This is a genomic window from Nitrospirillum guanabarense (assembly GCF_034653355.1).
Classification (GTDB): Bacteria; Pseudomonadota; Alphaproteobacteria; order Azospirillales; family Azospirillaceae; genus Nitrospirillum.
On the sequence record NZ_JAYEER010000004.1, the window covers coordinates 2,391,855 to 2,404,797 of the forward strand.

General features: G+C 69.4%; 15 protein-coding genes and 1 pseudogene. 9 read left to right on the forward strand and 7 right to left on the reverse strand.

From position 1 onward, the window contains the following. Nucleotides 1–35 precede the first annotated feature (35 nt). Complete coding sequence (locus UAA55_RS29215; RefSeq protein WP_322957236.1) at nt 36–1,277, forward strand: MFS transporter; 1,242 nt, start codon at nt 36–38, stop codon at nt 1,275–1,277. A 20-nt stretch (nt 1,278–1,297) separates the two neighbouring features. On the opposite strand, the gene UAA55_RS29220 is transcribed toward UAA55_RS29215, so the two are convergent. After that, the gene (locus tag UAA55_RS29220) at nt 1,298–2,194 is read right to left on the reverse strand and encodes a LysR substrate-binding domain-containing protein (protein ID WP_322957238.1); all 897 of its coding nucleotides are present in this window, start codon (nt 2,192–2,194) and stop codon (nt 1,298–1,300) included. A 141-nt stretch (nt 2,195–2,335) separates the two neighbouring features. Here UAA55_RS29220 and UAA55_RS29225 point away from each other — a divergent pair, with 141 nt between their 5' ends. Continuing rightward, entirely contained in the window at nt 2,336–2,725 is a 390-nt protein-coding gene (locus UAA55_RS29225; protein WP_322957239.1) for a tautomerase family protein, read from the forward strand. Nucleotides 2,726–2,748: 23 nt separating this feature from the next. Then, nucleotides 2,749–3,150 (forward strand): hypothetical protein, encoded by a 402-nt coding sequence (locus tag UAA55_RS29230; protein WP_322957241.1) that lies wholly within the window; start codon nt 2,749–2,751, stop codon nt 3,148–3,150. Here UAA55_RS29230 and UAA55_RS29235 read toward each other — a convergent pair. After that, nucleotides 3,141–3,959 (reverse strand): SDR family NAD(P)-dependent oxidoreductase, encoded by an 819-nt coding sequence (locus UAA55_RS29235; protein ID WP_322957242.1) that lies wholly within the window; start codon nt 3,957–3,959, stop codon nt 3,141–3,143. The genes UAA55_RS29230 and UAA55_RS29235 overlap by 10 nt on opposite strands. 112 nt (nt 3,960–4,071) lie before the next feature. On the opposite strand from UAA55_RS29235, the gene UAA55_RS29240 reads away from it, so the two are divergent. Next, a complete protein-coding gene (locus tag UAA55_RS29240) occupies nt 4,072–4,389 on the forward strand; it encodes a TetR/AcrR family transcriptional regulator (protein WP_322957245.1) in 318 nt (105 codons plus the stop codon). Nucleotides 4,390–4,490: 101 nt separating this feature from the next. After that, nucleotides 4,491–4,709, forward strand: coding sequence for a hypothetical protein (locus tag UAA55_RS29245; protein WP_322957246.1), 219 nt, complete (start codon nt 4,491–4,493; stop codon nt 4,707–4,709). On the opposite strand, the pseudogene UAA55_RS29255 reads toward UAA55_RS29245, so the two are convergent. Further along, nucleotides 4,706–5,703: pseudogene (locus UAA55_RS29255) on the reverse strand (transporter). The gene UAA55_RS29245 and the pseudogene UAA55_RS29255 sit on opposite strands and share 4 nt — an antisense overlap. A gap of 317 nt (nt 5,704–6,020) precedes the next feature. Here UAA55_RS29255 and UAA55_RS29260 point away from each other — a divergent pair. Next, nucleotides 6,021–7,160, forward strand: coding sequence for a tail fiber domain-containing protein (locus tag UAA55_RS29260; RefSeq protein WP_322957249.1), 1,140 nt, complete (start codon nt 6,021–6,023; stop codon nt 7,158–7,160). Nucleotides 7,161–7,187: 27 nt separating this feature from the next. On the opposite strand, the gene UAA55_RS29265 is transcribed toward UAA55_RS29260, so the two are convergent. Together UAA55_RS29265 and UAA55_RS29270 are read right to left on the reverse strand one after the other, a co-directional pair. Further along, complete coding sequence (locus tag UAA55_RS29265) at nt 7,188–7,607, reverse strand: CopD family protein (protein ID WP_322957250.1); 420 nt, start codon at nt 7,605–7,607, stop codon at nt 7,188–7,190. Between the two features lie 132 nt (nt 7,608–7,739). Beyond that, the gene (locus UAA55_RS29270) at nt 7,740–8,495 is read right to left on the reverse strand and encodes an SDR family oxidoreductase (RefSeq protein WP_322957253.1); all 756 of its coding nucleotides are present in this window, start codon (nt 8,493–8,495) and stop codon (nt 7,740–7,742) included. Nucleotides 8,496–8,630: 135 nt separating this feature from the next. Between UAA55_RS29270 and UAA55_RS29275 the strand changes: the two genes are divergently transcribed. The 3 genes from UAA55_RS29275 to UAA55_RS29285 all read left to right on the forward strand — a co-directional run bounded on the left by UAA55_RS29275 (nt 8,631) and on the right by UAA55_RS29285 (nt 11,172). Continuing rightward, nucleotides 8,631–9,548: a LysR family transcriptional regulator gene (locus UAA55_RS29275; protein WP_322957255.1), complete on the forward strand. Its 918-nt coding sequence runs from the start codon at nt 8,631–8,633 to the stop codon at nt 9,546–9,548. Between the two features lie 81 nt (nt 9,549–9,629). Beyond that, nucleotides 9,630–10,184 (forward strand): flavin reductase family protein, encoded by a 555-nt coding sequence (locus tag UAA55_RS29280; RefSeq protein WP_322957257.1) that lies wholly within the window; start codon nt 9,630–9,632, stop codon nt 10,182–10,184. Between the two features lie 85 nt (nt 10,185–10,269). After that, on the forward strand, nt 10,270–11,172 hold the full coding sequence (locus UAA55_RS29285; RefSeq protein WP_322957259.1) for a DMT family transporter: 903 nt from the start codon (nt 10,270–10,272) through the stop codon (nt 11,170–11,172). Nucleotides 11,173–11,178: 6 nt separating this feature from the next. On the opposite strand, the gene UAA55_RS29290 is transcribed toward UAA55_RS29285, so the two are convergent. Then, nucleotides 11,179–12,048: an NAD(P)-dependent oxidoreductase gene (locus UAA55_RS29290; protein ID WP_322957260.1), complete on the reverse strand. Its 870-nt coding sequence runs from the start codon at nt 12,046–12,048 to the stop codon at nt 11,179–11,181. 25 nt (nt 12,049–12,073) lie between these two features. Further along, nucleotides 12,074–12,772 carry an SDR family NAD(P)-dependent oxidoreductase gene (locus UAA55_RS29295; RefSeq protein WP_322957262.1) on the reverse strand — a complete coding sequence of 233 codons (699 nt, stop codon included), beginning with the start codon at nt 12,770–12,772 and terminating at the stop codon, nt 12,074–12,076. Nucleotides 12,773–12,943: the final 171 nt, after the last annotated feature.

Here is a 12,943-nt window from a genome sequence, read left to right on the forward strand (position 1 = left end):
CCTGCTTTCCTGTCGTCTCGGGTTCAGGGGGAACAATGGTGTCGCGGCGGTCATTGGGCCCGCAATTCAATTGGCTATGGACGGCTTACGCCGTCAGCGTCGCGGGCACCTGGCTGGCCTGGGGCGGCTTTCCCCTGATCGCGGTCACGGTGTTGCACTGCGGCCCCGCCGCCGTGTCCCTGATGATGGCGGGGGGTCTGGCGGCGGGGGCGGTCGCCGCCATTCCCATGGGGCCCTGGGCCGAGTTCCGGGCCAAGCGGGGCGTGCTGATCACCATGGACCTGGTCCGCTTCGCCGCCATCATCACCGTTCCCATCGCCTATCCGCTGGGCTGGCTGAGTTATGCCCAGTTGTTGGTCGTCTCCATCATCGTCGCCACCGCCAACATCACCTTCACGGCGGCCAGTGGCGCCTACATCAAGGCGCTGGTCCCCCGGGAGGATCTGATCACCGCCAACGCCGTGCTGGAATCCACCAGTTGGGTCGCGACCATCGCCGGACCGCCCCTGGGCGGGATGGCCATAGGGCTGATGGGTCCCGTGGCGACCGTCCTGGTAGACGCCCTCAGCTATCTGCTCTCGGCCCTGGGCATCGGCATGATCAGGGGGCGGGAGCGGCCGCCGACGCGGCCCGCCGGTCCCAGCCGGCGGCTGGCCGAATTGCTGGACGGCTGGCGTTTCATCCTGGCGCACCCGACGCTATGGCGGCTGTTCCTCAACACCGTGCTGGTGAACGCCATGATCATGGTCAGCGCGCCGCTGATGGCCTTCCTGATGCTGGGGCCGCTGGCCTACACGCCCTGGCAGTATGGCCTGGCCTTCGGTCTGCCCTGCGTCGGCGGCCTGATCGGGTCGCGCCTGGCGCGCCCGTTGGCGGCGCGCCTGGGCCAGCGCACCACCATCCTGGTGACGGGGACCCTGCGGGCCGGTTGGTCGCTAGGCCTGGCCTTCATCGGCCCCGGCACCCCCGGCCTGGTCCTGGTCATCGCCGTCCAGTTCGGGCTGGTGCTGTGCTGCGGCGCCTTCAACCCGGTCATGGCCTCGTTCCGCCTGGAACAGCTGGCCGCCGACCGCGTCGCCCGCACCCTGTCCGCGTGGTCGGTCACCAACAGCCTGACCACGGCGGCGCTGATCGCCCTGTGGGGCCTGTTGGCCGACATGACCAGCCCCCGCATCGCCATCGCCGTCGCCGGCATCCTCATGCTGGCGACGCCCATCCTGCTGCCCTGGCGCCAGATGCGACCGGCCGCCAGCCTGGCCCCGGGCCTATCGTCCTGACCCGTGACGGGTGACGGCGGTCAGGCTTCCGCCGGCAGCCCCAGTTCATCCCGGATGGTGTCCAGCAGGATACCGGCCAGACGGGCGGCGGCGGGGGACGGCTCCGCCTCCGCCCGATGGAGGGCCAGGGGAACGCGCGGCAGGGGCGGCAAACCGGTGGCGGCGGGGTCCAGCACGGATAAGGTGCGGGGCATGATGACGGTGGTGCGCACCGTCAGGCCCAGCCCCCCCGCCGCCGCCGCCCACAGCCCGGACAGGCTGGGGCTGGTGAAGGCCAGGCGCCAGGGCAGGCCGGCACCATCCAGCGCCGCCACGGCCGCGGAACGGAAGGCGCAGGGGGCCGGCAGCACGGCCAGCGGCAGGGGCTCCCCCGCCAAGGCCGCCATGCCGGGCCAATCAGGCCGCCCGATCCAGGCGATGGGCAATTCGGCCACCTGCCGGGCATAGGGCGTGCCCCGGCCGTCACCCCAGATGAGCGCCAGGTCCAGTTCGCCCTTCACCGTTTTTTCCGTCAGGGGGGTGCTGCGGTCCACCTGCACCTCAACCCGCACCTTGGGATGGGCCCGGTTGAAACGGTTCAGCACGCCGGGCAGCCAGGTTTCGGCGAAATCCTGCGGCAGGCCCAGGCGCACCCAGCCCGCGACCTCCGCCCCCCGGATGCCGTCCACCGCCTCGTCGTTCAAGTCCAGAAGGCGCTTGGCGTAGCTCAGCAGGCTTTCGCCGGCGGGGGTCAGGGCCAGGCCGCGCCCCGATTTCTGAACCAGGGGCCGGCCGATCTGATCCTCCAGCTTGCGCAACTGGGTGCTGATCGCGGACTGCGACCGGCCCAGCCGTTCCGCCGCTCGGGCGAAGCTGCCCAGTTCGAAGCCAGTCACGAAGGTTCGCAGGACATCCATGTCGAGGTTGACGCGCGCCACCAAAGCCGGGCTCCAATAGTTCGATTATATGGATGTATCGGTTCGTAATATTCAAATTTTCGAAATGATTGTGCCCTCTTACCTTCAGGAACGTCAAGTGGGTCCACCCACCCCACCCCGCCTTGAAGAACGGAGCGTATCATGCCCCTCGTCCGCATTTCCCTGATCAAGGGCAAGCCGGCCGCCCACATCCGCGCCATCGCCGACGGCGTCCACCAGGCCCTGGCCGACACCTTCGGCGTGCCCGCCGACGACCGCTTTCAGCTGATCGACCAGCATGAGCGGGACGGCTTCCTCTATGACGCCGATTACCTGGGCGTCCACCGCACCGACGACCTGGTGATGATCACCATCTTGGCCAGCAACTGGCGCGACACGGCGCGGAAGCAGGCCCTGTACCAGGCCATCGCCGTCAACTTGGCCCGGGACCCCGGCCTGCGCCGGGAGGACGTGATGGTCGTGTTGAGCCCCAACCAGCGGGACGACTGGTCCTTCGGCAAGGGCCTCGCCTCCTACGTCACCCCCGCCTAACTCCCTTTCGCAGGAGAACCGCCATGGATTCCCTCGCCCATGACAGCCTGGTCCGCGAAGCCTATGCCCGCAGCCCCCTGGCCAATTCCCCCTTCACCCGCCTCGGGCCGCTGTTCCCGCCCCTGTCGGCCACCGCCGGCGGCTTGGCTCTAATGGCCTTGCGCCATGATCCGCACGGGGCGGGCGGGGTGGAGATAGCCGCCTACGCCATCGCGATCCTGGCCGGCCTGGCCGCCACGCGCCGGCGGCTGCGGGCGGGCAGCCTGGCGCTGGCCGCCCTGGCTCTGCTGGTGGCGGCCGCCGCCGTGCTGGTGGGCGCGGTGTTGGACGGCCTCCCTTTCCCGCCAGCGGGCGTCAGCGCCCTGGTCGCCCTGACGCTGGCGTCGCTGGCCGCCAGCGGTGGCCTGGGGGCCGGTCAGCGCTGACCGTGAGCCGCGGCCGAGACCTCCGCCCATTCCTCCCACGCCGCCAGGCGGCGGGCGTAGACTTGGCGGATCAGGGGCAGCGGCCCCGTGCCCAGCAGCAGGCGCAGGGGCGGGCTCTCGGCATCCACCACCTTCAGGATGGCGTCGGCCGTGGCCCGGGGATCGCCCGAGTTTTCCGGCTTGAAGTTGGCCATGACGGCGGCGCGCACGCCGTCATACTCGGCCATCGCCGGCGCGAAGGCGGCCGAGGCGCGGAAATCGGTGGCGAAGCTGCCCGGCTCGATGATGGTCACCTTGATGCCGAAGCCCGCGACCTCTCCCGCCAGGGCCTCGCTCAGGGCCTCCACCGCGTGCTTGGTGGCGGCGTAGATGCCGCCGGTGGGGAAGCTGACCACGCCGCCGATGCTGGACACCGTCAGGATATGGCCGCGCCCCTGGGCCCGCAGCAGCGGCAGGGCCGCCTGGATGACGGACAGCGTGCCGAAGACGTTGGTGTTGAAATTGGCACGCGCCGCCTCCGCCGCCACTTCCTCCACCGCGCCCATGCAGCCGTATCCCGCGTTGCTGAGCACCACGTCCAGCCCGCCGAAATGCGCGTGCGCCCGGGCCATCGACTGGAACACGCCGTCGCGGTCGGTGACGTCCAATGCCAGAGGCAGCAGCCGGTCGCCATGCGCGACGGCCAGGTCGGCCAGTGCCGTGACGTCACGGGCGGTGGCGGCCACCCTGTCGCCCCGCCGCAACGCCGCGTCCGCCCAGATGCGGCCGAAGCCGCGATTGGCACCGGTGATGAACCACGTCTTTGCCATGGTGCTTCCTTCATGATTTCGCACCGTGCGTAAATTCGCACTGAGTGCAATATCAGATATCGCACCGGGTGCGACATTTCAAGGGCGGGACAATCGTGCGATAAGGGCCCCCATGGACACCGCCCCCCCATCACCCGCGACGCCGGGCAAAACGGAAGGCCTGCGCGACCGCAAGCGCCGGGAGACGATGCAGCGCATCGCCGACACCGGCCTGAAGCTGTTCATGGAAAACGGGTTCGAGGCGACGACCCTGGACGCCATCGCCGCCGCCGCCGGCATCGCCCGGCGCACCTTCTTCTATTATTTCAAGTCCAAGGAGGACGTGCTGCTGGCCTGGCAAGGCAGCGGCTTCGTGGAGGCCATCGGCCCGGCCCTGCGGCAGCAGCCGACGGACCAGCCCCCCTGGCCGCCGCGCGGCACTGCCTGCTGACGCTGGCCGCCCGCTTCGAAACCAAGGCGTCCATCGCCGCCGACGCCCTGCTGCGCTCCACCGAAGCGCTGCGCGCCCGTAAGCTGGCCAAGATGGTGGATATGGAACGCGACCTGGCCCAGGTGATGGCGGAACGGTGGCCCGACCGCGCGGCGGAGGAACTGCGGGTGGCGGCCATGCTGGCGATCGGCGCCCTGCGCCTGGCCCAGGAGGACTGGCGCCAGGACCATGCCGCCCATCCGCACGCCGCCCGCCCCCTGGCCGAGCATCTGCGGGCCACGTTCGCCCTGCTGGACCGGCAGGTGCCGCCCGCGGCCTAGAACAGCCGGCGCCAGTGCAGCACCACCAGGGACACCAGGATGGTGAAGACCATGACGCCGCAGACCCACATGAAGCCGGCGTCATGGCCGCTCCACGGCAGGCCGCCCACGTTCATGCCGAAGATGCCGGTGATCAGGTTCACCGGCAGCAGGATGGTGGTGACGATGGACAGGATGTAGAGGTTGCGGTTCGTCGCCTCGCTGAAGCGGTTGGACAGTTCGTCCTGCAGCAGGCGGGCGCGTTCCTGCACCAGATCGAGATCCTGGCCGACGCCGTCCAGCCGGTCGATGCCCTGGCGCAGGCGGGCCTGGTCCTCTCCCCGCACCAGCCGGGCAAGCGGCCCAGCGCCACGTTCAGCGCCGTGCGCTGCGGGCCGATATGGCGGCGCAGGCGGGCGGAGGTGCGGCGGATGCGGCCCAGCTTCTCCCCCTCATCCTCCAGCCGGTCGGCCAGCAGGGCGTCCTCCACATCGTCGACGTCGTTGGCCAGCTCACTGACCTCCGCCGCCACCGTGTCGGTCAGGTGGAACATCAGGTGGGCGATCAAGTCAACGGCGCTGGTGGGCGCCAGGCCCTGCCCCACGGCACGGCGCAGCTGGTCCACCGCCATCAGCGGCTGGCGCCGGGCGGTGATGACCAGATGGGAATCCATGTACAGGCGCAATTGGCCCAGACCGCCGGCGGGATCATCGAAACGGTGGTGCAGGTCGGCCAGCACGCCGGTCAGGCCGTCGCCCACCGGCTCCAGGCGGAAGTGGCTGTCCTGGCCCAGCAGCGCCTGGCGGGCACCGCGCGGTAGATTGGGCATGGCTTCGATCCACTGCCGCGCCCGCACGTCCACCAGGTTGAAATGCAGCCAGACCAGGCCGCCCGGCTCGGCCATGGCGCCGTTGATGCCGGGCCAGGGGACAGGCGCCACCGTTCCGTTGCGGATCAGGAACCCGCAGATCAGCCCATGTTCCTCGCTGATGTCCGACGCCGCGCGCGTGCCCATGGCCCCTCCGCCTGTCGGGACGGCGCCGCCGCCGCCCGTCCCCTGTGATGCCGGGCAAGGGCGGCCAGCGTCAATGCCTTGGAATCTTACGGCTTCGTGACACGGCGCCTTCACAGCCTGCGACGCGATGGCTTGCGTCCCTTTGCCGCATATTCGCCAACCGAAACCTACACGCGCGTAACGATAGCTCAGAGGCAAGCCCTATCCAAAAATGACAATGATGCGCTTCGCTTGCGCCGATCCGTTGTGCCAGCTGGCATTGATTCCGTATGGTGAGGCGCCATCAGCCTGCGACGATCAATCAAATGGGGACGTCCGTGAAGCACCGTCTGATTTTAGCGCCTTTGATCTTATCTCTGACCTTCGCCGCTTCCGGCTCGGCCTTGGCGATGACCTGCCCCACCCTGCACCAGTTCCAGAATGGCCAGACGGCCGATGCCAGCCAGGTCATGGACAACTTCAACCACATCCTGGGCTGCCCCACCTTCACGGACAAGGTCGGCATCGGAACGACCGTCCTGAGCTTCCCGTTGTCGGTCTACGGCAACGCCACCGGGAACATGGTTCATGTCGAAAACACCCAAGCCAACGGCAACGCGGCCCTCGAGCTGTTCACCAATGGCGGTGCCGGACAGGCCTATGTCAGCCAGGTCGGCGGTAGCTGGGGTGGGCTGACGGCACCGCTGGTGCTGGAATCGAATGGGCCGGTTTCCGTGGCGTCTCCGGTGAACGTCCCCCGTTTGACCGTCGCCACCAACGGCTATGTGGGTATCGGCACGGTGGTACCGAACACCCCCCTTTCCGTGTCGTTCGCGTCAGGGACTTCCAATATCGGCCATTTCGAAAACACCCAACCCAGCGGCAATACCGCGCTTGAATTTTTTGCCAACGGCGGCAATGCGCAGGCCTACGTCGGCCAGATAGGCGGCAACTGGGGCAACCTCGTGGCTCCAGCCATACTGGAGTCGACCGGCCCCGTTTCCTTGGCCTCACCGTTGAACATCGTTCGCCTGACCGTTCTCACCAACGGCAATGTGGGCATCGGAACCACGACCCCAGGCGCTATGCTGGACGTGGCGGGGGTAATCAACACCTCCGCCAACTTCAGCCAGAGTTCGGATGCTCGGCTGAAGACCGACATCGTCCCCCTAGCGGCAGGGGCCTTGGATCGGGTCATGCGACTGAAGCCTGTCACTTTCCGTTGGAAGGACCCAGTCGGGGACGGCATGAGGGGAGAGCAGACCGGCCTGATCGCGCAGGATACCGAGGTGGCGCTGCCCGGCGCAGTGTTGACCGCCAAGGACAAGCGCGGGACTAAGTCGATCAAGTACAACGAAGTGACCGCCACCTTGATCAAGGCCGTCCAGGAACAGCAGGGGCTGATCCAACGCCAGATGGAAGAGATCCAGGCGCTCAAGACCCGCCTGGCGCAGTTGGAGGGCAAGGGGAAGAAATAAGCGTTCCTGGACCTCGGAGGGACTTCCTCAGAACAGCTTTCCGATCACCAGGAACAGGATGCCCACCACCGCCAGCACGATCAGGGCGGGGAGGAAGCGGCCGAGCGCGGTGCGCCGGTGCTCCTGCCCGTTGGCCAGGCGACGCAAGGCGCCGGCCTGGGCGCCATGCAGGCCCGACAGCGCCGTAACCAGCGCCAGCTTGGCCCACAGCCAGCCGGCGGAGGGCAGCCAGCCACCCGTGACCGCCAGGGTCAGGCCCAGGCCCCAGACCAGCAGGATGGCCGGTCCCGTCACCCAGCGATGCCAAGCCCGCGCCGCGCGCCAGAAGGCGGGCGACAGGGCGTCGGCGCTGGGCAGGAAGGCCAGCAGCAGGGCCGCCGCCAGCAGGCCCGCCACGAAGGTGACGGCCGCGGCGGCGTGCAGCGATTCCAGCCAGAGGTAGGGCATGGGTCCGGGTTCCCGATCTTAAGTCCGCCCCCTTGATACACCAGCCGCCAGCCCGCCGGGTGGGGCCAATTTGACCAAGCGGAACGGCCCCGGATCGCTCCGGGGCCGCCAACCGCATCATCTTGCGACGTCTTAAACCTGGGCCAGGCCGCCGTCGGCGAACAGTTCGGCGCCGGCGACGAAGCTGCTGTCGCTCGAGGCCAGGAACAGGGCGGCCTTGGCGATCTCCTCCACCTCGCCCACGCGGCCCAGGGGCACCTGGCTTGCCATGTAGTCCAGCAGGCCCTGCTGCTGGGCGGCGTCCGGGCCGGCCAATTCCACCAGGCCCGGCGTGCGGATGGGGCCGGGGCTCAGCACGTTGACGCGGATGCCGCGTTCCTTCAGGTCCAGGGTCCAGCTGCGGGCGAAGTTGCGCACCGCCGCCTTGCTGGCGCTGTAGACGCTGAAGGTCGCCGTGCCGGTGCTGCCGGCGGTGGAGCCGGTCAGGATGACCGAGGCGCCGTCCACCAGCAGGGGCAGGGCCTTCTGCACCGTGAACAGCACGGCCTTCACGTTGCGGCCGAAGATGTCGTCGTAGTGCTCTTCGGTGATCTGGCCCAGGGGCAGCATGGTGCCGCCGCCGGCATTGGCGAACAGGACGTCGATACGGCCGGCCTGGGCCTTCACCTGCTCATAGAGGCGGTTCAGGTCTTCCGCCTTGGCGCTGTCGGCCTGGATGCCGGTGGCGTTGGGGCCGATGGCCGCCACCGCCGCCTGCAGTTCCGGGGCGCGGCGGCCGGTGATGAACACCCGGGCGCCCTCGGCGGCGAAAGCCTTGGCGGTGGCGAGGCCGATGCCGCTGGTGCCACCGGTGACGATCGCGACCTTGCCTTCGAGTTTGCGAGCCATTTTTCTTTCCTTTCAGTGCCTTGATTTGTGCCGCCCCTCTCTGTCCGTTGTGGGCGGCGGCCGATGGGCAAAAGATGTCGCCAAACCCGGGTTTTCAAAATAGAAATGGATGAAAACTATTGTTGCAGGTTTGGTGTGACCAAGGTTCCAGACTTCGAAGGCTTGGCCATGTTCGCCAAGGTGGCGGAGGAGCGGTCGTACGCCGCCGCCGCCCGGGCCATGGGCGTGTCGGTCGCCACCGTGTCGCGCGGCGTCAGCCGGCTGGAGGACAGGCTGGGTGCCCGCCTGTTCAACCGCACCTCGCGCCGCCTGGCCCTGACCGACGTGGGTGCCGCCCTGGCCGCCCGGGCGTCCCAGCTGTATGCCGAGGCGGAGGCTGTGGAGGATGCGGCGCGGGAGCTGTCCAGCCGGCCGCGCGGCACCATCCGTCTGGCCGTGCCCATGTCCTTCGGCGTGCGCTGGGTGGCGCCGCTGTTGCCGGCCTTCCTGCGGGCATATCCCGAGATCACCATCGATTTGCATCTGAGCGACGCCACGGTGGACCTGATCGGGGAGGGGTTCGACGCCGCCCTGCGCATCGCCGTGCTGACCGACAGCTCGCTGGTGGCGCGCCAGCTGTGCCCCATCGCCCGGCACATCGTGGCCGCCCCGGCCTACATCACCCGCTATGGCCGCCCCCGGCATCCGGGCGAACTGGCGGCCCATCACTGCCTGGGTTACGCCTACCGCGCCCGCCAGGACGTCTGGCGCTTGATCAACACCGATGGGGAGGAGGTGGCCGTGACGCCCACCGGCCCCCTGCGCGTCACCAATGGGGAAGCGCTGCTGCCCACCGTGCTGGACGGCCTGGCCATCGCCGAGTTGCCGGAGTTCCTGGCGGCTGAATACCTGGCCGACGGCCGGCTGGTGGATCTGTTGGACGGCTGGTCGATGCCGCTGGGCGGGCTGTACCTGGTGACCCCCACTACCCGCGCCCGCCCCGCCAAGGTGGAGGCGCTGGCGGATTTTTTCATCGAGCACATGGCCCGCCCCGCGTGGCGCCAGCCGCGATAGGAACCCCCGCGTGGCGCCAGCCGCGAAAGGAACCCAGGCCACCGCCCGGGGTTCACGGCGGCAAACCACGGGAGATGAGAGATGACGGAGAAAGCGGACTTCCCGGTGTCCAAGGTGCGCCGCTATCTGGAACCGGGGCCCATCATGCTGCTGTCCAGCGCCCACCGTGGGCAGCGGGACATCATGGCATTGGGCTGGCATACGATGATGGAGTTCACGCCGGCGCTGGTGGGCTGCGTCATCGCCGCCGACAACCACAGCTTCGAGCTGGTGCGGGGCAGCGGCGAATGCGTGCTGAACCTGCCCACCGCCGCCATGATCGACACCGTGGTGGGCATTGGCAACACCAGCGGGACGGAGGTCGACAAGTTCGAGCATTTCGGCCTGACGGCAGGCGGGGGAGTGGATGTGGACGCCCCGCTGATTCGCGACTGTCCCGTCAACCTGGAGTGCCGGCTGGCCGACGCCAGCCTGGTGGAGCGCTACAACTTCTTCATTTTCCAGGTGATGAGGGCCCACGCGGTGCCACAGCCGGAACACCATGAAACCCTGCATTACACCGGCGACGGCGTGTTCATGGTGGCGGGCGGGACTGTCAGCCGCCGGGACCAGTTCCGGCCGGAATTGTTGGACTGATACCTGCCGTCGCAAAGTCGCTCTACAGCCGGGGCGCGTCCGGCATTAGGGTCGCCATCCCAAGGATGATGACCCGGCACGTTTCATGTCGCCCCGCCTGTACCTGACCTTCCCCCTGCTGGCCGTGCTGATCTGGACCGGCAACAATCTGGTGACCAAGGCGTCGGCCGGGGCCATCCCGCCCAGCGTCATCGCCTTCGACCGCTGGCTGCTGGCCTTCGTGCTGCTGACGCCCTTCTGCCTGCGCGGCGCCTGGACGCGGCGGGCCGTCATCCGCCAGCACCTGCCCCAAATCGCCGTCCTGGGCCTGCTGGGCATGGCCCTGTACCAGGGGCTGGCCTACTACGCCGCGGCCAGCACCAGCGCCACCAACATCGGCATCTTCGTGGCCCTGGTGCCGCTGCTGACCCTGGCGCTGAGCGCCGTCTGGCTGCGGCAGAAACATGGGCCCCTCGCCCTGGTGGGCGGCTTCGTGTCGCTGGCCGGCATCCTGTTCGTGCTGGGCCAGGGAGATTACGGCCGCCTGCTGTCGCACGGCGTGGGCCGGGGCGACGCCTTCATGCTGGGCGCCTGCGTCGCCTATGCCGGCTACGGCGTCTGCCTGAAGCGCTGGCCCCTGCCGCTGCCGGTGTGGACGGCCCTGTACGCCCAGGTGGCGGCGGCCCTGGTCTTCCTGCTGCCGGGCTACCTGCTGGCGCCGCCGGCGCCGATCACGACGGCCAACGTGGCGCTGATCCTGTACGCCGGCATCCCGGCCTCCATCGTGGCGCCCGTGTTCTGGATTCAAGGGGTGAAGCACCTGGGGCCGGGCCGCACCGCGATCTTCATGAATCTGCTACCCATCACCACCGCCGTGCTGGCCGCCCTGCTGCTGGGAGAGGTACTGCACACCTATCACCTGGTGGGCGGCGGCTTGGTGGTGCTGGGCATCGTGCTGGCGCAGCGCCCCGCCCATCCCCGGCCGCAGACCGCCGCCGCCCAGCCCTGAACGCCCTCAGCCGCCGGTATAGAGGCGGATGAGCGCCGAGACGTTCTCCGCGCCATGGCCGGCCTCCCGCGCGCGTTCCAGCACCCCCAGGGTCGCGTCCGCCACCGGGGTGTCCGCCTTCAGCGCGTCCGCCGCCTGGGTGCCATAGCGGAAATCCTTGGCCATCAGGTCCACCGGGAAGCGCACGGCGAAGTCACCGGCCTGCATCATGCGGGCGTAGCCGGCGGCGGCCGGGCTGGCCACGGGCAGAGCGGTCAGGACGTCCAGGGCGGCCGCGCCGTCGAAGCCGGCCTTGGCGAGGAAGCCCATCATCTCCGCCCAGGCGGCCAGCTGGATGCCCAGCAGGCCATTCACCGCCAGTTTCATCACCGCCCCCCGGCCCACCGGCCCGACATGGTGGATGGCCGCCGCCAAAGGCGCCAGCGCCGGCTGGGCCTGATCGAAGGCGGCGCGCTCGCCCCCGCCCAGGATGATCAGCTTGCCGTCCTGCGCCTGGGGCAGGGTGCCCACCACCGGCGCCTCCAGGAAACCCGCCCCCGTGGCCGTCACCGCCGCCGCCAGCTGGACGGCCCAGGCGGGGGAGACGGTGCTGCACTCGATGGCCACGGCGCCCCTGTCCAGGCCCGCCAGGGCACCGGTCTTGTCGTCCAGCCATACGGCCCGGGACGCCGCGTCATCCGCCACCATGGTGATGACGACGTCGGCCCCGGCGGCGGCCGCCCGCGGGCTGGGGGCCGCTGTGGCGCCCAGCGCCGTCAGGTTCGCCGTGGCGGCGGGGGAACGGTTCCACACCGTGACGGCGTGGCCCGCCTTGACCAGGTTCGCGGCCATGCGGGCGCCCATGGCGCCCAGGCCCAGGAATGCGACCTTGCTCATGCTTTCATGCTCCTTGAAGGGCCGCTCACCAGGGAACGGTGGCGCCCTGGTAATCCAGATACCGCAGGCCGGGCTTGCCGGCCTGGGCGGTCACCACGTCGACCACGCGGGGAATGCTTTCCGACACGTCCAGGCTGGCCGCCGGCCCGCCCATGTCGGTACGCACCCAGCCGGGGGCGATGACCAGCAGGGTGCGGCCGTGCGCCGGCTGCCGCGCCGCGTAGGAACGCATGAGGGTGTTCAGCGCCGCCTTGCTGGCGCGATAGACCTCCCATCCGCCGCTGAGGTTGTTGGCCACGCTGCCCAGGCCGGAGGACATGACGGCGATGGTGCCCTTGGGCGTCACCAGCTGGCCCAGCACCTCGACACAGCGCATGGGCGCCAGGGCGTTGGTCACCTGGACGCGGATGAATTCCTCGGTCGACACCTCGCCGATGGTCTCTTCCGGGTTGTTGGTGACGCCGGCGTTGATGAACAGCACGTCGACTCGGCTGCCCTCCAGGCGCCGGCGCAGGGCCGCGATCTGGTCGGCATGGACGATATCGACCACCTCCACCGTCAGGCGGCCCTGGGCTTCGCCGGCCAGCTCATGCAGGGGCCCGGGCTCGGCGCCGGGACGGACGGTGGCGACGACCTGCCAGCCACGGGTCAGATACTCCTGGGCCAAGGCCAGGCCAAGGCCACGGGAGGCGCCAACGATGAAGGCGGTGGGGGATGCGGACATTGGGGGACCCTTTCTGCTAGGGGCGCGCCGACCGCCCCGGTAGGCGCCGGGGTCGGGCAGATGCCAGATATGGGGCGGCCCCGGCGAAAGTCAGGGGCGCGCGATCAAGATGCCGCAGTGCACGCCGTGCGCGCGACTGACGATGCGTCAACAGGTGGCTGACCGGCCGTC

Excerpts from the sequence above, each read along its gene's own strand:
- UAA55_RS29290 (WP_322957260.1), bottom strand. The coding sequence starts at position 12,048 with ATGAGCAAGGTCGCATTCCTGGGCCTGGGCGCCATGGGCGCCCGCATG.
- UAA55_RS29285 (WP_322957259.1), top strand. The coding sequence starts at position 10,270 with ATGTCGCCCCGCCTGTACCTGACCTTCCCCCTGCTGGCCGTGCTGATC.
- UAA55_RS29265 (WP_322957250.1), bottom strand. The coding sequence starts at position 7,607 with ATGCCCTACCTCTGGCTGGAATCGCTGCACGCCGCCGCGGCCGTCACC.
- UAA55_RS29215 (WP_322957236.1), top strand. The coding sequence starts at position 36 with ATGGTGTCGCGGCGGTCATTGGGCCCGCAATTCAATTGGCTATGGACG.
- UAA55_RS29225 (WP_322957239.1), top strand. The coding sequence starts at position 2,336 with ATGCCCCTCGTCCGCATTTCCCTGATCAAGGGCAAGCCGGCCGCCCAC.
- UAA55_RS29270 (WP_322957253.1), bottom strand. The coding sequence starts at position 8,495 with ATGGCTCGCAAACTCGAAGGCAAGGTCGCGATCGTCACCGGTGGCACC.
- UAA55_RS29245 (WP_322957246.1), top strand. The coding sequence starts at position 4,491 with ATGGAACGCGACCTGGCCCAGGTGATGGCGGAACGGTGGCCCGACCGC.
- UAA55_RS29295 (WP_322957262.1), bottom strand. The coding sequence starts at position 12,772 with ATGTCCGCATCCCCCACCGCCTTCATCGTTGGCGCCTCCCGTGGCCTT.
- UAA55_RS29240 (WP_322957245.1), top strand. The coding sequence starts at position 4,072 with ATGGACACCGCCCCCCCATCACCCGCGACGCCGGGCAAAACGGAAGGC.
- UAA55_RS29230 (WP_322957241.1), top strand. The coding sequence starts at position 2,749 with ATGGATTCCCTCGCCCATGACAGCCTGGTCCGCGAAGCCTATGCCCGC.
- UAA55_RS29235 (WP_322957242.1), bottom strand. The coding sequence starts at position 3,959 with ATGGCAAAGACGTGGTTCATCACCGGTGCCAATCGCGGCTTCGGCCGC.
- UAA55_RS29280 (WP_322957257.1), top strand. The coding sequence starts at position 9,630 with ATGACGGAGAAAGCGGACTTCCCGGTGTCCAAGGTGCGCCGCTATCTG.